The following is an 18,449-nucleotide window of genomic DNA, read 5'->3' as shown; positions in this document are numbered from 1 at the left end:
CCCTGCCGCGCTCGCGACATCACCGGAGGTCCTCGACGTGCCTGAATTCCTGGACGTGCACAGCAAGACGTCGAAGGCGCTGCGGGCGGCGGCCGAGGCGGCCATGCGGCGCCACGGGCTGCACCTGGGACAAGACCACCTGCTCGCGGTGCTGTGGCAGCAGGACGGCCGCACCCCGGGCGAGGTCGCCGCCGCGCTGAACGTCACCACCCCCAACGTGGTCAAGGCCGCCACCCGGATGGCCGCCGCGGGCCTGCTCACCCGACGCCGCGACGACCGGGACAACCGCCTGGTCCGGCTGTGGCTCACCGACGCCGGACGCGCCCTGCAAGCACCCATCGAGAAGGAACGGCGGTGGCTGGAGGAGAAGGTCACCGCCGACCTCACCGAGGCCGAACGCGACCATCTCCTCAGCGCGCTGAGGAAGATCCACCACTCGGCGAACGCCCTGCTGGAGGCCCCCGCCGACCACCCCGACTCGCCCACCGCCTGACCCTGGGCCGGCGAGGCGGCCGGCGGGCGTTCGCCGGACGATGACGCCGACCGCGCCGCCCCCAGGCAGGTGGGCAGGGAGGTCAAAGGTCTTGGTGCCGTACGCGGAGCGGCGGGGTGCCGAGGTGAACGCTTCCGGCCGGGGTTACGCCGCCACCGCGACGCCGGGGAGCACGATCATCGATCGCCCGGCGTCCACCGGACGCTGGTCGCATAACCTATAACGCTCGCCACCGGAGCATCAAAGGGGCATTCATCGGCAAGAGCGGCGGACGGTGTAGGTTATAACCGTCAGCCACGAGACAGGACAGTGATGGGCGAATCAGCGGCCGAGCTCTACACGACGAAGGCGGACTTCGCCTACCTGCGGGTCAAGGAGCAGATCCTGTCCGGCCGGCTGGCCCCCGGCTCCGTCATCGCGCAGGCGCAGCTGGCCCGCGACATCGGCATCAGCACCACTCCCCTGCGCGAGGCGCTGCGCCGGCTCAAGAGCGAAGGGCTGGTCGAGCTGGACGCCCACCGCGACGCCCGCGTCGCGCCCCTGGCCGCCGAGGAGGCCCGCGACCTGCTGGAGCTGCGCCGCTCCCTCGACCCACTCGCCGTCGCGCTGGCCGCCGAACGCCGTACCAAGGCCGACATCGCCGCCATGCGCGCCGCCCACAAGGGCCTCGAACCCCTGCCCGGCAACCCCGCCTACGAGCAGCTGGTCGCGCACCGCAAGTTCCACGCCGCCCTCTACTCCGCCTCCCACAACGACCTGCTCATCCAGACCCTGGACAGCCTGTGGGACAAGGCCGACCGCTACCGCCGGCTCGCCCTGGAGGTCGAGCGCGGCCAGGCGGCCCGCGACCGCAAGGCCGCCGAGCACGAGGCCCTGCTGGAGTACGTGATCGCGGGCGAGGCGGAGTCGGCCGCGGCCGTCATGCGCGAGCACATCGACACCAGCCTCGGCGCCCAGGCCGCCTGGCGGCTGCGCAAGCACCAGCAGGACGAGGTAGATGCCTGACGCCTGGCATCGGCACGCGGTCCTGCTCGCCCACTCCACCGGCACCCAGGTGATCACCTTCGTGCTGCGTCCCACCATGTCGTACCGCGCGATCGAGCTCGACGTGCCCACGGCCTGGCTCGGGGTGCTCGGCGCCAGCTTCGCCATCGCGCCGCTGCTGCTGGCCCTGCCCGCCGGCCACGCCGCCGACCGGTACGGCGAGCGCCGGATGGCCGTGGCGGGCGCGCTCCTGCTCACCGCCTCCGCCGTCGCGTTCACCGGTTTCGGCCACACCGTCCCCGGCCTGGTCGCGGCCGGGATCCTGCTCGGCACCGGCCACCTGGGCAGCGTCATCGCCCAGCAGGCGCTGGTCGCCAACACCACCGAGCACGGCCGCCACGACACCGCCTTCGGCCACTACACCTTCGCCGCGTCCCTCGGCCAGGCCGCCGGCCCGCTCATGATCAGCCTGCTCGGCGGCGCCGGCTCCATCCCCGACACCGGCCGCATCTTCGCCTGGTCCTGCGGCCTCGGCGTGCTCCTTCTCGCGCTGTCCGCGCTGCTTCCGCGGAGCGGCCCGGCCGCCCGGACCCGGGCCGAGAGCGGGGACCTGCGCTCGCTGCTGCGCCTGCCCGGCCTCGCGCACGCCCTGCTGACCAGCTGCGTGGTGCTGTCCGCGGTCGACATCACGCTGGCGTACCTGCCCGCGCTCGGCACCGAGCACGGCCTGACCGCGAGCGCCGTGGGCCTGCTGCTGACCGTTCGCGGCGCCGCCTCCATGGCCTCGCGCTTCTTCCTCGGTCACCTCGCCCGCGTCGTCGGCCGGCGCCGGCTGCTGGTCGGCAGCACCCTCGCCGCGGCGGTCGCCATGCTGCTCACGCCCGTGTCCATGCCGCTGTGGGCGCTGGCCGCCCTGCTGCTGGTCGCGGGGTTCGGCCTGGGGGTGGGACAGCCGCTGACCATGTCGTGGCTGGCCGAGTCCGCCCCCGCCGGGATGCGCGGCCGGGCCATGTCCCTGCGCCTGGTCGGCAACCGTACCGGCCAGCTGTTCATCCCCGGCGCGGCCGGGCTCGTGGCCGCCGGGCTCGGCGCCGGCGGCGTGCTCCTCGTCACCGCGCTCAGCCTCGGCTGGGCCGGCGTGGCCGCCCGGCGGCTTCCCGTCGATCCATAGGAAGGGTTCCACCATGACCGTTGTCACCGCAGACCTGTACGACGAGCGCGGCGACCGGCTCGGCTCCTGCGACCTGCAGCTGCGCCAGTACGGCGGCCGGCGCGCCTTCAGCGGCACCGTCGTCACGGTCCGGTGCCACGAGGACAACGTCCTGCTCAAGTCCGTCCTGTCCGAGCCCGGCGAGGGCCGGGTGCTGGTGGTGGACGGCGGCGGTTCCCTGCACGCCGCGCTCATGGGCGACCTCATCGCGGGCATGGCGGTCGCCAACGGCTGGGCCGGCGTGGTCATCCACGGCGCGGTACGTGACGTCGCCGCCCTGCGCGAGCTCGACCTGGGCGTCAAGGCCCTCGGCTCCAACCCACGCAAGAGCGCCAAGGAGGGCGGCGGCGAGCGCGACGTCCCCGTCACCTTCGGCGGCGCCACCTTCCGTCCCGGCGCCGAGCTGTTCAGCGACGACGACGGGATCCTCGTCACGCTCCCCTGATCGACCGGTCAGCGGATCTTGCGCCGACCGGCCGCGATGGCCGAGCCTTTCCCCATGAGCCTGGACGCGGAGACGGCGGCCGCCATCGATCAGTACCGCCGCGGGAGACGTCCGTGAGCAAGGCGGTGACGCACCGGTGCGTCGCCCCGGCCGTCCACGGTGGGGACGCCCGGCCATGGAGGTGCTCCGGCTGCGGCCAGTTGTGGGAGCCGCTCCCCCCGCCGCCGGTGCGGCGCCCCGAGCGTGACGCCGAGGCCCCAGCCGCAGGTCCGGCATAGCGGCCGGCACGTCGATGGGAGCGCCGTGCCTGGCGGCCATAGCGGCCTCGAAGATCCTCACCGTCGCGTTGTGCGCGCTCGCCCTGCTGGGGCTGTTCTGGTCGTACCGGTGGGAACGCCGCAGGTGAGGCGGGGTCAGGGGCCCTCGACGGGCAGGAGGGGGCCGGTGAGGGGCTCGTCGCGGTCGCAGGTCAGCTCGCCGTCCCGCACCCGCAGCCGGGCGGCCTGGACCGACGAGCGGCGGCCACCGCCCGGGTGGGTGAAGTAGAAGATCACCGCCTCCTCCCCCGTCACCACGACGTCCGCGTGGTGGCCGAACCCGTCGTCGTCCGGGCGCGTGCCCGGCCGGTCGAGGATGAGGCCGCGCGGCTCCCAGGCGTCGAGGTCGTCCGACACCAGCACCCGCTGGCCGCGCCACTCGTCGACGATCATCCAGTGCCGGCCGCCGAGCGTGAACACGTTCGGCCCCTCGTGCCCGGAGATCGTCACGGCGGGGCCGCGGACCTGCCAATGGTGCAGGTCGGAGCTGTCGGCGGCCCAGGTGTGCGAGCCATCGGCCTCGTCCTTGTACCAGAGCCGGTGGCCGCCGCCGGGCAGCGCGGCCACGCAGGCGTCGATCACGTACGGGGAGGACAGGCCGAGGGTGGAGCGGAACGTCCACCGGACGAGGTCGGGGCTGGTGTAGTGGCGGATGTGGCGTTCGTGCCCCGGCCACGTCTGGGGAACGCCGCGGATGACGCTGACGTACATGTGGTACGTCTCGCCGTCGTCGACGATCTCCGGCGCCCAGTACGTGTGCCGCCCCCACTCGGTGTCGAGACCCTCGATCGTCCCTCGATAGAGCCACGTCGCGCCGCCGTCCGCCGATGACGCCACGCCGAGGTCGGTGCCGTGCACCCAGCTCACGTCCCCCAGGTCCGGGGCGCCGGCGCGGCGGCTGGTGTAGACGAGCCACCAGGCGCGCTCGGCCCGGTTCCAGATCAGGGTGGGGTCGGTGGCGCCGTCGTGCATGGGGTCGCGGTAAAGCGGCCGGGAGCTCATCTGGTCCCTTCAAGCGTGCGGTAGATCGTCCGCAAACGATACCGGCACGCAAAAAGGACACCCCTGGTCAGGGGTGCCCTTTGGGGGAAGGCAGGCTCAGTTCGCGGGGAGCTTCACCGACACCGGCTGGACGACCGGGCTGGTGTCCTTCTCGGCCCAGGCGCCGGTGGAGTAGGCGACCGGGTAGTTCTTCTTGCCGACGCCGCCGCCCCACTTGGTCACGACGTAGTCGATCTTGATGTGGCCGGCGCCGCCGACGCCGTCCACGGCCAGGGTGTCGGGGTTGAACGTGCCGCCGGTCAGCTCGGCGAACGTCTTGGCGTCCAGGTCGAGCATGACGCCGCTGTTGGAGGGGTTGCCGGGACCGCGGTCACCGACGAAGAAGGGGAGCTTCTTGCCCTTGTAGATGACGTAGCCCTCGGTCATGAGCGGCCAGCTCGGGCTGGCGGCCAGACCCTTCTGCATGGGCTTGCCGGCGGCGGGCAGACCGGTGTCACCCGCGCGGCCGGAGGAGTCGTCCCAGAAGTAAGACGCGGTGGTCGAGCCCTGGAGCACGGCCTTCTGGGTGATCGTGCTGCCGGCCTCGGCGTCAGCGTGCGCCGCGGGCGAGCCGACGGCCATGGCGGTCAGCACGGAGGCGGTGAGCATGGCGATAGAGTGCAGGCGAGCAGACATGGGTAGGCGGAGTCCTTTGTTAGGCGACAGGGCAACACGCTCTTGATTTCACGTAGCCGGGCATGGCGCCGTAGAGGCGGTACGTGGAGCGTGAATCAACCAGAGGGATTCCGGTCGAGTGGTACCTTCCACGTTGGTAAGGTCCAGGTCACTCGCCGGTAACGACTACCAAGCTACCCCTCAAAACGGACAAAGGCAAACATAACCCCATGAAACGGATATAGATCTACGTTGGGGTGAGGCCTTAAGTCAAAGCCCCGGCGGGCACGGGGCCGGCCGGGGCATACGCGGGGGATTACGAGCGGGCGCGCCGGATCACCGCCGCCCCCAGCGGGGCCAGCTCGACCGGACCCGACACGGCCTGCCCGGTGAGCAGATCCGTCCCCTCCCCCTCGAACGGGACGGACGCGCTCAAGTCGCCGCTGCGGTTGAGCAGGAACACGTACTCGTGCTCCTCGTCCCCCCGTACGGCGCACTCCACGTGGGCGGGCGCCTGCGGGAACGGCGACCGGACGCCCGCCGCCGACACGGCCGCGAGCAGTTCGGCGTCGAAGGCGGCCTGCTCCAGGAGGGTCGCGAAGTACACCACGCGCCCCGCGCCGAAGCGGTTCTCCACCACGGCGGCCCGGCCGGCCAGCAGGCCGTCGCCGTAGGTGGCCAGGGCCGTGCCGGTCTCCAGGTGCAGGTCGTCACGCCACCACGTCGAGGTCGTCTTCCGCCCGTCGGGGAACTCCACGGAGAAGACCTCGTGCGGCCGCGCCGGCCAGTACTCGTCCACCTTGGCCCCGATGAGCCGCCGGAACGCGCCCGGGTAGCCGTCGGGCCGCACCCGGTTGCACTCGTCGACCACGCCGGAGAAGAACGACATGACGACCGTCCCGCCGTTCTCGGCGAACTCGGTGATCCGCCGCACGCCCTCGTCACCGATCAGGTACGCGTTCGGCACCACCAGCACCTTGTACCCGTCCAGCGACGACGACGCGGACACGACGTCCACCGGGTAGTCGTTCGACCACAGCGGCGTGTAGTGCCGCATGACCGTGTCCGGGTAGCTGAGGTCCTGGCGCGGCAGTCCCGCGGTCTCCTCCAGCCCCCACCAGCCGTCCCAGTCGAACAGGATCGCGATCTCGGCCCGCGAGGTCGTCCCCGCCACGGGAGCGAGCAGCTTCATCTCCCGCCCCAGGTCCACGATCTCCCTGAACGTGCGCGAGTCCGGCCCGGAGTGCGGCAGCATCGCCGAGTGGAAGCGCTCCTGCCCGCCCCGGCCGGCCCGCCACTGGAAGAACATCACCGAGTCCGCCGCCCGCGACACCGCCTGCAGCGAGCCGAGCCGCATCCGGCCGGGCTCCTTGACGATGTTGAGCTGCCACTGGCTGACCGCGCTGGCCGCCTGCTCCATGAGCAGCCACGGCTGGCCGCCCTTGAGCGAGCGGAACAGGTCGTACTGGAAGGCCGCCGACACGTGCGAGTCGGCGTCGGCGGGGTTGGGGTAGATGTCGAGCGCGACCGCGTCCTCCTCGGGCGCCCACTTCCAGTAGTCGGCGTGCTTGAAGAAGCGCATGAAGTTCGTCAGGACCGGGATGTCGTCGCGGAAGGAGCGGACGATGTCCCGTTCGGCGATGTAGCACTCGAGGAGGGCGTCGGAGGTGAAGCGCTTGAAGTCGAGCCGGCGGGCGGGATTCATCCAGGTGCGCGGGATGTGCGGCACCTCCACCTGGTCCCAGTCGGTGTAGCTCTGGCTCCAGAAGCGGGTGTACCACGCCTCGTTCAGGGTCTCCAGGTCGCCGTAGCGGCGCTGCAGCCAGCGCCGGAAGTTGACCGAGGCGGCCTCGTTGTAGGCCGTGGGCCCGTACTCGTTGGAGATGTGCCACATCGCCAGCGCCGGGTGGAAGGAGTAGCGCTCGGCGAGCTTGGTGGTGATGTTCGCCGCGTACTCGCGGTAGATGGGCGACGAGGGGTCGTAGTGCAGCCGGTTGCCGAAACCGAACCGCTCCCCGTCGGCCATGACCGGGAACACCTCGGGGTGCAGGTGGGTGAGCCAGACGGGCGGGGCCGCCGTCGGGGTGGCCAGGTTGACGCTGATGCCGTTCTCGTGGAGGAGGTCCATGATCTCGTCCAGCCAGCCGAACTCGTACTTGCCCGGCTCCGGCTCCAGGGACGCCCACGCGAAGACGCCGAGGGAGACGATGTTGACGCCGGCCTCACGCATGAGCCGGACGTCCTCGCGCCACACGGCGGGGTCCCATTGCTCCGGGTTGTAGTCGCCGCCGTAGGCGAAGCCCCCGATACGGCTCCTGAGAGCGTCCAAGCGAGACATTTCACTGCTCCTGTAGTGGGAGGATCTTCGACGTGATCCCGGCGGTCGCCGCGGCCACGCGGGCCGCGCCGTCCGGGCCGGTGTCGCCGTCGGCGAAGGTGACCGCGTACCGGAAGGCCAGCGACGCCCCCGGCTCCACCGGGCGTACGACGTCGAAGAACGGGGCGGGGCAGACGCAGGCGTACATCCCGCTGCGCACGAACCACTGGACCTGCTCGGCGCCGGAGTCGTCCACGAACACGAGCGTGGAGGCGGCGTCGTCCTCGTCGTGGTCACCGGCGTAGGCGAGCCACCGGCCGCGCTCTCCCATCAGCTCGTCGCCGCCCTGGCGCCCCTCCATGTAGACGCGCCCATGGCTGAACGACCGGGGCCCGCGCCAGAACAGCCCGCCGTACCCGGCGTTGGGCCGCCCCTCGGTCGTGGGGCTGCCGATCGGGACGGTGGCGCCGGAGACGTTGGTGAACTCGGTGGCGTAGGCCAGCGTCCAGCCGTCGCGCCCGACGAGCGCGCCGAAGGTCCGGCGCTCGGTGAACCACGGCTCGCCGGTGCTGGCCAACCAGGTCAGCGACTCGCGTACGGTGACGCGGTCCTCGCCGGCGTCGATCGCGTCGAAGCCGGTGTGGACGATGGCGCCGTTGTTGTCCTCCTGCACGTAGCCGCGCCCGCGCACGTACGTGACGCCGCCCCAGAAGTTCTGGGTCCCCACGTTGGGCAGCGACCAGGCGATGCCCTTGTGCCAGACGTGGTCCCAGGGCCGGTAGAGCGACACGAGACGCCCTGACAGCGTGCGCAACGGGTGGAAGTACGGGCGCGGGGACTCCAGCTGCCGGTCCCACGGGCCGTAGACGTACCGGAACAGGTCCACCCCGTCGTAGGTGAGCGTCAGGCCGCGCCCGCGCTCGTCGGTGAGGCGCAGGCCCCCGGTCGGCTCGGTCATCAGGCGTCCTTCCCGAGCGGCGCGACGACGCCCTGCAGTTCCTCGACCCGGTTCATCCATCCCTCGCCATCAGAAAGTTTCTGGCACACTTTCCGAAAAATAACCGTGACATTGCCGAAGGGTTACGCTAGGCTCGGGCCTGCAGCGATGTCAACAGCGCCGACGGGGTAGCGGTCTCCTCCAGGTCAGCGGGCAACCTGCGGCTTTGAGGTTTTTCCGAAAGTTGCAACTCGGAGGTCCTGTGGCTCGAGCAACGCTGGCGGACGTCGCCGCCGCTGCCGGAGTGTCCGTGCCGACGGTCTCCAAGGTTCTGAGCGGCAAGAAGCACGTCTCCACCGCCACCAGGGACAAGGTGCTCGAAGCGGTCAGAGCCTTCGGCTACGAGGCCCCGCGCCCGCCGAGCACTCCCCGGGCCGGTCTCGTCGACCTGCTCATAGACGGGCTCGGCTCCCCGTGGGCCCAGGTGCTCATCAGGGGGGCGGAGCAGGCGGCCGCGCGGTGGGGGTTCTCGCTCGTGGTGACCTCGTCCGCGCGGGCCGACTTCGACCTGCGGCGCTGGATCGGGATCGTGCGCAAGCGCAGCACCGATGGCATCGTGCTGGTGCTGTCACGGGCCAACCAGGAGGAGATCTCGGCCATCGAGGAGCTCCTGCACGTGCCCCTGGTGCTGCTCGACCCGGTGGGCAAGCGCGATCCGCGCATCTCCACCGTCGGCGCCACCAACTGGTCGGGCGGCGTCATGGCCACGACCCACCTGCTGGAGCTGGGGCACACCAGGATCGGCTTCATCGGCGGGCCGCTCGACACGCAGTGCACGCTCGACCGGTACGAGGGTTACCTGGCGGCGCACCGCACGTTCGGGATCGACCCCGATCCCGCGCTGACCCGTTACGGCGACTTCCTGATCTCCGGCGGCAGGGAGTTCGGGGCCGACCTCCTCGACCGCCCCGACCGGCCCACGGCCATCTTCGCCGGCTCCGACATGCAGGCGGCCGGCGTCTACCAGGCGGCCACCGAGCGCGGAATCCGGGTGCCCTACCAGCTGTCCGTGGTCGGCTTCGACGACTCCACGTGGTGCGAGATGATGTCGCCGCCGCTCACCACGGTCCGCCAGCCGCTCGACGACATGGCCAACGAGGCGGTCCGCCTCATCTCGGAGGAGCTGACTCATCCGAGGGGCCCGGTCGGGACGCGCATAGAGCTCGCCACCAGCCTCGTCGTCCGCAGCAGCACCGCCGCTCCCCTCTCATGATCGTCACCAGAGAGCTGCGCGTGGCCGCGTACGCGATCTGCGTCGACGACGGGCGGATCCTCCTCGCGCGCTGGGTCGGCCCCTCCGGCGAGCGGTCCTGGACCCTCCCCGGCGGCGGCATCGAGCACGCCGAGGACCCGGTGGACGCGGCGATCCGCGAGGTGGAGGAGGAGACCGGCTACACGGTGGCGATCGAGACCCTGCTGGGCATGAGCACCCTGCGCCGCCGCTACCCCCGGGGCGAGGGCCGCGAGGCCGACTTCCACGGCCTGCGCATCGTCTACGAGGGCCGCATCACCGGCGGCACCCTGCGCCACGAGGTCGGCGGCAGCACGGACCGGGCCGCGTGGGTGCCTCTCGACGAGGTGGCCGGCCTTGAACGGGCCGAAGTGGTGGACATCGGGCTGGAGCTCCACCGCGTACGGCCCCGCAACGGCCGCCTGGCCTAACCGGACAGGACGAGGGCGCCGCAGAACACGACGAACAGCGCCACGCCCAGCCCGCGCTGCCGCCGGGAGGCGCCCGGCGCGGTCACCAGGGCGGCGAACGGGTACGCCAGCACGGTGCTCAGCACGCCGAACAGGCCCACGGGGCCGGCGGTGAGCTCCCAGAGCGGCACCAGGAACAGCGGGGCCACGAGCGCGACGTGCCACGCCGGCCGGACGCGCAGGAGGCCGAGCAGCGGCCAGGCCAGCACCGGCACCACCCAGCGCCCCATCTCCCATGCCTCGACGAACAGCGCGATGCACCCGAAGTGCCCGCATTGGGAGGGGTCCGCCAGCGCGGACGCGAGCAGCGCCCATCCGATATGGAGGAACGGCAGAATCGCGCCGGCCACCCCCGCGACGACCACCCGCTCGGGCAGCCGCTGAGCCACGGACGGCGTGCCCGGCTTCGACAAGTCCATGCCGACAGCTTCTCACGCGACCGTGCGGGCACCCATGCGTCACTCGGCGGCGAGCCAGGCGTCCACCTCGGCGTGCAGCCGCGCCTTGACGGGCTCCGGCGCGAACGACGCGTCGATCGAGGCCCGGGCCAGGTCGGCCAGGTCCGCGTCGCCGTACCCGAACACCTCCCGCAGCCGGGTGTACTCGTCGGCCAGGGCCGTCTCCCCGTCGGTGTTGATCGTGACCGCCAGCCCCGCCTCCCTCAGCCGGGGCAGCGGGTGCTCGGGCAGGGAGGGGACGAACCCGAGCAGGACGTTGGAGGTGGGGCAGACCTCCAGCGGGATGCCGCGCTCGCGTACCTCGGCCACCAGCTCGGCGTCGTCCAGCACCCGGATGCCGTGCCCGAGGCGCTCGGCGTGCCCCAGGGAGAGCGCCTCGCGGATGCTGGCGGCGCCGGCGGCCTCGCCCGCGTGGTGGACCAGGTGCAGCCCCGCGTCCCTGGCCACGTCGAGCACCTCCGCGAACGGCGCCAGCGGATGGCTCTCGTCGCCGGCCAGCCCCATGCCGATCACCCGGTCGTGGCGGCCGGCCAGCTTGAACGTGCGCCACAGCCGCTCCACCGGCCGCCGCCTGGAGTGGTCGAGCAGCACGTTGTAGTCGATGCCGTAGCGGGACGAGCCCTCCTCGAGCCCCTCGAGCACCGCCTCCAGCGGCATCTCCGGGTCCCCCACCCGCTCGCCGTGGGAGGCGGCGGTGAAGGTCACCTCGACGTAGCGGGTGCCCTGGGCGGCCTCGTCCTCGCAGAACTCCACCGCGATGCGGCGGAAGTGCTCGGGCGTGCGCAGCAGCTCCCGCACCCGCGCCCGCTCGTCGCCGAACTCCCTGAAGCTCGCGAACAGCTCGCTGCGCTCGGGCGTCCCGCCCAGGTCGCGCACGGTCTGCGGCCGTACGGTGCTCTCCAGGTGAACATGCAGGTGGGCCTTGGGCAACGCCCGTACGTCTCTCACTCCCCACACCTTAAAGGACAGCTCGGAGCGTATGCAGCCGGATATTCGCGGCGTACGGTCGGGGAATGACCCTCGTGCTGGTTCACGGCGTCCCTGAGACCTCCGCCGTCTGGGATCCGCTCCGCGCGGCCCTGAGCCGTCAGGACGTGCGCGCGCTCCGGATGCCCGGCTTCGGCTGCCCCCGGCCGGACGGGTTCTCCGCCACGAAGGAGGAGTACGTGGCGTGGCTGGCCGGCGAGCTGGAGGAGATGGCGGGCGACGAGATCGACCTGGTCGGCCACGACTGGGGCGGCGGCCTGGTGGTGCGCCTGGTCAGCACCCGCCCCGAGCTCGTGCGTACGTGGGCCTCGGACGCCGCCGGCCTCGGTCATCCCAGCTTCGAGTGGCACGACCTGGCCAGGCTGTGGCAGACGCCCGGCGCCGGCGAGGAGTTCTTCGAGCAGTTGCTGGCCACGCCCCTGGAGGAGCGGGCCAAGGGGTTCGAGGGCTTCGGCGTGCCGTTCGAGCACGCGCTGGAGATCGCGGCCGCCGTCGACCGGGTCATGGCAGACAGCATCCTGGCCCTCTACCGGTCGGCCGTGCGCGTCGGAGAGGAGTGGTCGCCCGCGTTCGCGGACATCCCCAGACCGGGTCTGGTGATCGTTCCCGAGGGCGACGCGTTCCTGGTGCGGAGCGTGGCGGAGGAGAGCGCGGCGAGGGCGGGCGCCACCGTGGCCGAGCTGCCGGGGCTCGGCCACTGGTGGCTGCTCCAGGATCCGGCGAGCGGCGCGGCCAGGCTGGAGGAGTTCTGGGCGGCCGCCCGCTAAGCCTTGGTGATGCGGATCTTCGACTGCTTGTGCGGCCCGCGCTCCCAGTCGTCCATGAACGTGGCCCGCAGCCCGTACTTGGCGGCCAGCGCCACCAGCGTCTCGGTGCGGTAGTAGAAGTCCTCCCGCAGCACCTGGTGCTCCTTGCCCTCGGTGCGGTCGAAGGTGAAGTCGAACCGGGCGTCCGGCTTCATGATCCGCCCCACGTGGGCGAAGCATTCCTCGATGACGTGCAGCGGCGAGTGCGAGAACACGCTGTGCGCGTGGACGACGTCGAAGTGCTCGCCGGGCAGGAAGGCGAAGCGCAGGTCGCGGACGGGCGTGAGGTGGGGCAGCTTGTGGTTGAGCCCGTGCTCGACGATCGTGTCCTGGGCCGCCATGAGGATGTCGGGCGAGATGTCGATGCCGTAGTAGTTTCCGGTGTGCAGGTAGTCGATGAACAGCCGCCCGGCGCGCAGGTTGCCGCACCCGATCTCCAGCATCCGGCATTCCGGCTTGAGCCCGTGCTCCACCAGGTAGTCGAACTGCATGCGCCCCAGCGCCAGCCACCGTCTGTGCGTGTGCGAGCCGACCGCGCCCTCGGGGTCCCGCGCGGTGTCGGACTTCATGACGGCCCGGTAGTAGGCGATGTGGTCGGGCGTGCGCAGCCGGAGCCAGGTGTCGCGGGTCAGCCGCCGCAGGTGGGGCACGACCCGGTCCGGGTTCTTCAGCGCGTACGTGAGTTGGTGGACGAGACTCGTTCGGGCGCGTTTCACGCCTGGGAATCTAGGACAGCCCGCCTGCCCCCACAGGTCCGTGGCGACAGTCTTGGGTCTTCGTTTGCGCAGCCTTTCAGTCGCGGGTCAGCTCAGATAGTCGCGCAGCGCCAGGGATCGGGACGGGTGGCGGAGCTTGGACATCGTCTTGGCCTCGATCTGCCGGATGCGCTCGCGGGTGACGCCGTAGATGCGGCCGATCTCGTCGAGGGTCATCGGCTTGCCGTCGTTGAGGCCGTAGCGCATGCTGATCACGCCCGCCTCGCGCTCGGAGAGCTGGTCGAGCAGGGCGTGCAGCTGCTGCTGCAGCAGCGTGAACGAGACCGCGTCGGCCGGGGAGACGGCCTCGGTGTCCTCGATGAGGTCGCCGAACTCGCTGTCGCCCTCCTCGCCCAGCGGCGTGCTCAGGGAGATCGGCTCGCGGCCGTATCCCTGGACCTCGACGACGCGGTCGACCTCGAGCTCGCACTCCTTGGCCAGCTCCTCGGGCGTGGGCTCGCGGCCGAGGTCGGTCTGCAGGCGGCGCTCCATCCGCGCGACCTTGTTGATCAGCTCGACCATGTGCACGGGGATGCGGATCGTCCGGGCCTGATCGGCCATGGCCCGGGTGATGGCCTGCTTGATCCACCACGTCGCGTACGTGGAGAACTTGTAGCCCAGCCGGTAGTCGAACTTCTCGATCGTCCGGATCAGGCCCAGGTTGCCCTCCTGGATCAGGTCGAGGAAGAGCATGCCGCGGCCGGTGTAGCGCTTGGCGATGGAGACGACCAGCCGCAGATTGGCCTCCAGCATGCGGCGCTTGGCGACCTCGCCGTCCTCGGCGATCCACTCCAGATCGGCGCGCAGATCGGCGGCCATGCACGGCTCGGTCTCGAGCCGCTCCTGCGCGAACAGCCCGGCCTCGATGCGCTTGGCCAGGTCGATCTCCTGCTCGGCGGTGAGCAGGGGCACGCGGCCGATCTCCTTCAGATAAGCCTTGACCGAGTCGGCGCCGACGGCCGCGCCACCGTCGGCGACGTTGTCGTCGAGTTCGAGAACCTCTGCTGCTTCGGACAAAACACACTCCTCGCTCGCTTTGGACACACGACGCTGAAACGCGGGATCTATGATGTGGGGGCTGGAACCATCGGCACCTCGGGTCTGAAGGAACGACGAAGTCGGGAGACCTGGCAGGCCGCCTCCTTCCAAGCTACCCAACTGTGACCGCGAGTGGCCCCAGCCGACCGCCGTCCGGCGGGCGTGTCAGCGTGTCAGGGACTCCACGTACGCGGCGGCCTCCGTCAGCAGGCCGCGCCAGACCTCCTCGTCCGGCGTGCGCAGGACCACCCACTCCCGCATCCGCCGGGCCGCCATGACCATCTCGTCGGCCGTGCCCTCCCCCACCAGCTCGGCCGCCCGCGCGGCGGGGAGCTTGAGCACGACCCGCTGCTCCCTGGAGAAGAAGGCGAACACCTTGCCGTTGACCTTGAGGCCCTCGGAGTGGAACATGCGCCCCAGGCTCACCTCGGGACGGACGAGCTGCTCGGTGACCAGGTCGTCGTAGAGCTCCCGGGCGGTTGACATGCGCTGCTCCCTTCCTCTCGCCGCTCTCAAGGTGCCACATGCCACCGACAGTTCCTGAGAGGAGGAAGGCCGGGAGCTAGTGCGGCAGGGTCGCTTCCGCGCGGAGCAGCTCGTCGAGGGCGGAACGCAGGTCAGCGGCCAGTTCCCAGGCGTCCGGCACCATCTTCCTGTCGGTGACGACCCCGATGTCGAGGGAGCCGTCGTAGGAGAAGGCGGTGATGTTCACGCCGCCGCTGACGTCCGTGATCACCGACACCGGGTAGTGGGTCAGCAGCCGCGCCCCGCACACGTACAAGGGGAACTGCGGGCCCGGCACGTTCGAGACGCCCACGTTGATGGGCGGCGCGGTCTGCCCGACGAGCGAGAAGGCCGAGCGGGCGGCCAGCCCCATGAGCGCGGCCGGCATCGACTCGCTGAACTCGCGCAGCCAGCGCGCGGGCGCCAGCGAGAACCGGTCCTTGATCCGCTGCATGGCGTGCCGCACGTGGTGCAGCCGGGCGACGGGGTCCTCGACGTGCACGGCCAGCGGCGCCGTCATGATCGCCACCTGGTTGCCGGGGCCCTCCACCCCGGCCGCGCGCAGCGAGAACGGCACCCCCGCCACCAGCGGCTGGTGCGGGACGCCGCCGTGCGCGGCCAGCCACGCGCGCAGCGCGCCCGCGCACACCGCCATGACCACGTCGTTGACGGTGACCCCGAACGCCTTGCGCACCCGCTTGATCTCCTCCAGCGGCAGCGACACGAACGCGAAGCGCCGGTGCTCCGACACGGGACCGCTGAACGGCGTCCTCGGCGCGGGCAGCGCCGGCAGCTCGGGAGCCTGCCCGGCCCCGGCCAGCCGCCGGGCGAGCGAGGAGACGACCTGGCTGCCCGGGATCCAGGACACGACGGGGATCTCGTCCAGGTGCGGCATGACCCTCGCGGCGAAGCGCAGGGCGTGCGCGGGGTTTCCGGCCAGCCGGGCCAGCCCGCGCGCCACCATCTCCGCGGCCCCGGGAGGCGGGGCGTCACGTGAGGGCTCCTCGTCGGGCGGCGGCGCGGGCGTCGGGCTGAGGTCCAGGAGGGCGGCCAGGACGTCGGCGCCGCCGATCCCGTCCACGGCCGCGTGGTGGATCTTGGTGTAGAGGCCCATCCGCCCGCCGGGCAGCCCGTGGATCAGGTAGATCTCCCACAGCGGCCGGCTGCGGTCCAGCCGCCGGGCGTGCAGCCGCGAGACCTGGTCGGCGAGCTGCCGGTCGTCGCCCGGCGGCGGCAGGCCGATCTCGCGTACGTGGTAGTCGAGGTCGAGATCGTCCTCCTGCATCCAGTACGGGTGGTCCAGCCCGAACGGCACGGGGGCCAGCTTGCGCCGCAGCGCGGGCACGTACGGCAGCCGCCGCTCGAGCAGGGCCTGGAGGTCGGCGCGGTTGAGGTCGCCGTCGAGGATGGCCAGGCCGGCGATGTTGGCGATGTTGGTCGCGGTCTCGAAATGGAGGAACTGCGCGTCCAGGGCGGTCAGCTGGGCCATAGGTGACACCTCCGCCCTGAACCAATCAGACTCCGTCGATCACTTCAAGGGACGGCACCGCGTCGGGCTCGGCGAAGGCCAGCAGCCGCAGCCCCTCCTCCTCCAGCGCGTCGAGTGAGGCCGAGGTGAACGGGCTGATGAGCAGCGTGGCCTTCTTCGCGGTGCGCTTGATCTGCCACGTCCCGGCCGCGAAGCCGTCCACCAGGTAGACCGCCTTCACGCGGAGGTTCTTGGTGGCGACCCGGCCCTTGAACTCGTCGGCCAGCACGCGGGTGCGGTCCGCGTGGCCCAGGACCAGCGTGTCGAAGTCGGGCAGGAAGCGCACGGGGGCGGGCACGTCGCCGCCGGGCCGCGGGGCGCCGGGCAGGTCGTACAGCTCCCTGCCCGTGAAGTCCGTGAGCCTTTCCAGCTCCATGCCGGACATGACGCGCTTGAGGCCGCCCAGCCCTGACCAGGTCTGCACGTCGGCGGGGGTCGCCGGGCCGAACGCGGCGAGGTAGCGCTCGATCAGCGCCTCCACGCCGGCGGGCTCCAGGGCGATGCCGGGCAGCGCGAACGCGGACTCGCGCGGGAAGCTCCACCGGTCCTCCGTCGGCACCATGATCAACGGGGTGAGCATGCGCACGGCGTAGCCGAGCGCCCGGTCGTAGGCGCCGGGGAACTCCTCCTGCAGCCGGGGCCGCAGCTCGTTGAAGGTCATGGGCCCCGCGGCCAGCAGCCGGTCGGCGGCGGCCACGACCGCGTCGAAGTCGACATCGTCGAAGCGGCGCGCGGCGGCGGCCAGCACGGGCCGCACCACCGGGCGGAACGCGGCGAAGTCCGCCGCGGTCACCAGGTGCAGCGTGGCGCGCCACATGGTGGCCCGCACCAGCGTACGGGCGTGCAGCGCCGCGTGCAGGTCGTCCCGCGCGAAGCCCGCCAGCCGGGACCACACCCCCAGGTACGGCGGCCGCGGCTCCTGGGCCTGCAGGCCGGCCAGCCGGTGCACGACGTCGGCCACGTCACCCTCGTGCCGGGCGAGAAGGTGCTGGCGGGCCAAAGTGGCCCGGTTGAGGTCCCTGAGGGTGAGCATCTACCTATCATGCTCGATCCGACATTCCCCATCGAATCGGTACGTTCCTCTTACCCTGCGCTTGCCGACGGCTTCGCCTACCTCGACGGCGCGGCCGGCACCCAGACCCCGCAGCCGGTGATAGACGCCGTCTCCGCCGCCTACCGGACCGGGATCGGCAACGTCGGCGGCGCCTTCCCCGCCAGCGACCGCTCCGGCGCCATCGTGGCGGCCTGCCGCGCCGCCGTGGCCGACCTGGTCGGCGGTCACCCGGACGGCGTGGTGCTCGGCCCGAACATGACCACGCTGACCTACCGCCTGGCCAGGGCCATCGCGGGGCCGGGCGACGAGGTCGTGGTCTCCAGGCTGGACCACGACGCGAACGTCCGGCCCTGGACCCAGATCGGCGCCACCGTGCGCTGGGCCGAGGTGGACCCGGTCACCGGGGAGCTGCCGGTGGAGCAGTACGCGGAGCTGATCGGCGAGCGCACCAGGCTGGTCGCGGTGACGGCGGCCAGCAACATCCTCGGCACCCGTCCCGACGTGGCCGCCATCGCCGAGCTGGCGCACCGGGCGGGCGCGCTCGTGTACGTGGACGGCGTGCACGCCACCCCGCACGGCCCGGTGGACATGCGCGCCCTGGGCGCCGACTTCTACGCCACGAGCGCGTACAAGTGGTCGGGCCCGCACATCGGCGCGGTCGTGGCCGACCCGGCGCTGCTGGAGACGCTGCGGCCGGACAAGCTGGCCTCCTCCCCCGACACGGTGCCGGAGCGGTTCGAGACGGGGACGGCCGCCTTCGCCGACCTGGCCGGGGTGGCGGCGGCCGTGGACCACCTGGCCGCCATGGTCCCGGGCACGGGCACCCGCCGCGAGCGCCTGCTGGCCTCGATGAGCGCGGCCGAGGAGCACGAGCTGGCGCTGTTCGGGGTGCTGATCGAGGGGCTGGAGACGATGCCGCACGTCATGGTGTACGGCAAACCGGCCAGGCGGACCGCCACCGCCTACTTCAACGTGGCCGGGCACACCCCGCGCCAGGTGGCCGAGCACTTGGCCGGACTCGGCGTGAACGTCTGGAACGGCCACAACTACGCTTGGGAGCTGACCGGCGCGCTCGGCATCCGCGACTCGGGCGGGGCGGTGCGCGCGGGCCTGGTCCACTACAACGACCGCTCCGACGTGGACCGCCTGCTCGACGGGGTGGACCGCCTGGGCTGAGAAAGGGGTGGACCCCACCCCGC

General features: G+C 71.8%; 19 protein-coding genes. 8 read left to right on the top strand and 11 right to left on the bottom strand.

Annotated features, from left to right (window positions below; genetic code table 11):
• Nucleotides 1-37 precede the first annotated feature (37 nt).
• From ACFKCF_RS23870 to rraA, 4 genes are all read left to right on the top strand, one after another.
• Nucleotides 38-493, top strand: coding sequence for a MarR family winged helix-turn-helix transcriptional regulator (locus ACFKCF_RS23870; RefSeq protein WP_394496776.1), 456 nt, complete (start codon nt 38-40; stop codon nt 491-493).
• A gap of 312 nt (nt 494-805) precedes the next feature.
• Entirely contained in the window at nt 806-1,498 is a 693-nt protein-coding gene (locus ACFKCF_RS23865) for a GntR family transcriptional regulator (RefSeq protein WP_394496774.1), read from the top strand.
• Nucleotides 1,491-2,648 (top strand): MFS transporter, encoded by a 1,158-nt coding sequence (locus ACFKCF_RS23860; RefSeq protein WP_394496772.1) that lies wholly within the window; start codon nt 1,491-1,493, stop codon nt 2,646-2,648. Before ACFKCF_RS23865 ends, ACFKCF_RS23860 begins: the two co-directional genes overlap by 8 nt.
• 13 nt (nt 2,649-2,661) lie before the next feature.
• Nucleotides 2,662-3,132, top strand: a complete 471-nt coding sequence (gene rraA / locus ACFKCF_RS23855) for a ribonuclease E activity regulator RraA (protein ID WP_394496771.1) — start codon at nt 2,662-2,664, stop codon at nt 3,130-3,132.
• A gap of 413 nt (nt 3,133-3,545) precedes the next feature.
• Here rraA and ACFKCF_RS23850 read toward each other — a convergent pair whose 3' ends face one another.
• From ACFKCF_RS23850 to ACFKCF_RS23835, 4 genes are all read right to left on the bottom strand, one after another.
• Nucleotides 3,546-4,451 carry a hypothetical protein gene (locus tag ACFKCF_RS23850; RefSeq protein ID WP_394496769.1) on the bottom strand — a complete coding sequence of 302 codons (906 nt, stop codon included), beginning with the start codon at nt 4,449-4,451 and terminating at the stop codon, nt 3,546-3,548.
• Between the two features lie 96 nt (nt 4,452-4,547).
• Complete coding sequence (locus ACFKCF_RS23845; protein ID WP_394496767.1) at nt 4,548-5,099, bottom strand: hypothetical protein; 552 nt, start codon at nt 5,097-5,099, stop codon at nt 4,548-4,550.
• Nucleotides 5,100-5,421: 322 nt separating this feature from the next.
• Entirely contained in the window at nt 5,422-7,443 is a 2,022-nt protein-coding gene (locus tag ACFKCF_RS23840) for a beta-galactosidase (protein WP_394496765.1), read from the bottom strand.
• A gap of 1 nt (nt 7,444) precedes the next feature.
• Complete coding sequence (locus tag ACFKCF_RS23835; protein WP_394496763.1) at nt 7,445-8,380, bottom strand: PmoA family protein; 936 nt, start codon at nt 8,378-8,380, stop codon at nt 7,445-7,447.
• Between the two features lie 241 nt (nt 8,381-8,621).
• Between ACFKCF_RS23835 and ACFKCF_RS23830 the strand changes: the two genes are divergently transcribed.
• Nucleotides 8,622-9,632, top strand: a complete 1,011-nt coding sequence (locus ACFKCF_RS23830; RefSeq protein ID WP_394496762.1) for a LacI family DNA-binding transcriptional regulator — start codon at nt 8,622-8,624, stop codon at nt 9,630-9,632.
• A complete protein-coding gene (locus ACFKCF_RS23825; RefSeq protein WP_394496760.1) occupies nt 9,629-10,081 on the top strand; it encodes an NUDIX hydrolase in 453 nt (150 codons plus the stop codon). Before ACFKCF_RS23830 ends, ACFKCF_RS23825 begins: the two co-directional genes overlap by 4 nt.
• Here the strand turns inward: ACFKCF_RS23825 and ACFKCF_RS23820 are convergent.
• Nucleotides 10,078-10,539 (bottom strand): hypothetical protein, encoded by a 462-nt coding sequence (locus ACFKCF_RS23820; RefSeq protein ID WP_394496758.1) that lies wholly within the window; start codon nt 10,537-10,539, stop codon nt 10,078-10,080. The two genes, ACFKCF_RS23825 and ACFKCF_RS23820, sit on opposite strands and share 4 nt — an antisense overlap.
• A 39-nt stretch (nt 10,540-10,578) precedes the next feature.
• The gene (add, locus tag ACFKCF_RS23815) at nt 10,579-11,526 is read right to left on the bottom strand and encodes an adenosine deaminase (protein WP_394496757.1); all 948 of its coding nucleotides are present in this window, start codon (nt 11,524-11,526) and stop codon (nt 10,579-10,581) included.
• Between the two features lie 65 nt (nt 11,527-11,591).
• Between add and ACFKCF_RS23810 the strand changes: the two genes are divergently transcribed.
• The gene (locus tag ACFKCF_RS23810; protein WP_394496755.1) at nt 11,592-12,332 is read left to right on the top strand and encodes an alpha/beta fold hydrolase; all 741 of its coding nucleotides are present in this window, start codon (nt 11,592-11,594) and stop codon (nt 12,330-12,332) included.
• Here ACFKCF_RS23810 and ACFKCF_RS23805 read toward each other — a convergent pair.
• The 5 genes from ACFKCF_RS23805 to ACFKCF_RS23785 form a co-directional block, all read right to left on the bottom strand.
• Nucleotides 12,329-13,087 carry a class I SAM-dependent methyltransferase gene (locus tag ACFKCF_RS23805; protein ID WP_394496753.1) on the bottom strand — a complete coding sequence of 253 codons (759 nt, stop codon included), beginning with the start codon at nt 13,085-13,087 and terminating at the stop codon, nt 12,329-12,331. The two genes, ACFKCF_RS23810 and ACFKCF_RS23805, sit on opposite strands and share 4 nt — an antisense overlap.
• Before the next feature lie 87 nt (nt 13,088-13,174).
• Entirely contained in the window at nt 13,175-14,170 is a 996-nt protein-coding gene (locus ACFKCF_RS23800; protein ID WP_394496751.1) for an RNA polymerase sigma factor, read from the bottom strand.
• Between the two features lie 159 nt (nt 14,171-14,329).
• Complete coding sequence (locus ACFKCF_RS23795) at nt 14,330-14,650, bottom strand: MmcQ/YjbR family DNA-binding protein (RefSeq protein WP_394496750.1); 321 nt, start codon at nt 14,648-14,650, stop codon at nt 14,330-14,332.
• Between the two features lie 76 nt (nt 14,651-14,726).
• The gene (locus ACFKCF_RS23790) at nt 14,727-16,157 is read right to left on the bottom strand and encodes a wax ester/triacylglycerol synthase family O-acyltransferase (protein WP_394496748.1); all 1,431 of its coding nucleotides are present in this window, start codon (nt 16,155-16,157) and stop codon (nt 14,727-14,729) included.
• A 25-nt stretch (nt 16,158-16,182) separates the two neighbouring features.
• Nucleotides 16,183-17,229, bottom strand: a complete 1,047-nt coding sequence (locus ACFKCF_RS23785; protein ID WP_394496746.1) for a winged helix DNA-binding domain-containing protein — start codon at nt 17,227-17,229, stop codon at nt 16,183-16,185.
• 9 nt (nt 17,230-17,238) lie between these two features.
• Here ACFKCF_RS23785 and ACFKCF_RS23780 point away from each other — a divergent pair, with 9 nt between their 5' ends.
• Nucleotides 17,239-18,426 (top strand): cysteine desulfurase-like protein, encoded by a 1,188-nt coding sequence (locus ACFKCF_RS23780; protein WP_394496744.1) that lies wholly within the window; start codon nt 17,239-17,241, stop codon nt 18,424-18,426.
• Nucleotides 18,427-18,449: the final 23 nt, after the last annotated feature.

The sequence above is a fragment of the Nonomuraea sp. JJY05 genome, assembly GCF_043496855.1.
GTDB lineage: Bacteria > Actinomycetota > Actinomycetes > Streptosporangiales > Streptosporangiaceae > Nonomuraea.
This window is presented reverse-complemented; position numbering and strand designations above follow the sequence as displayed.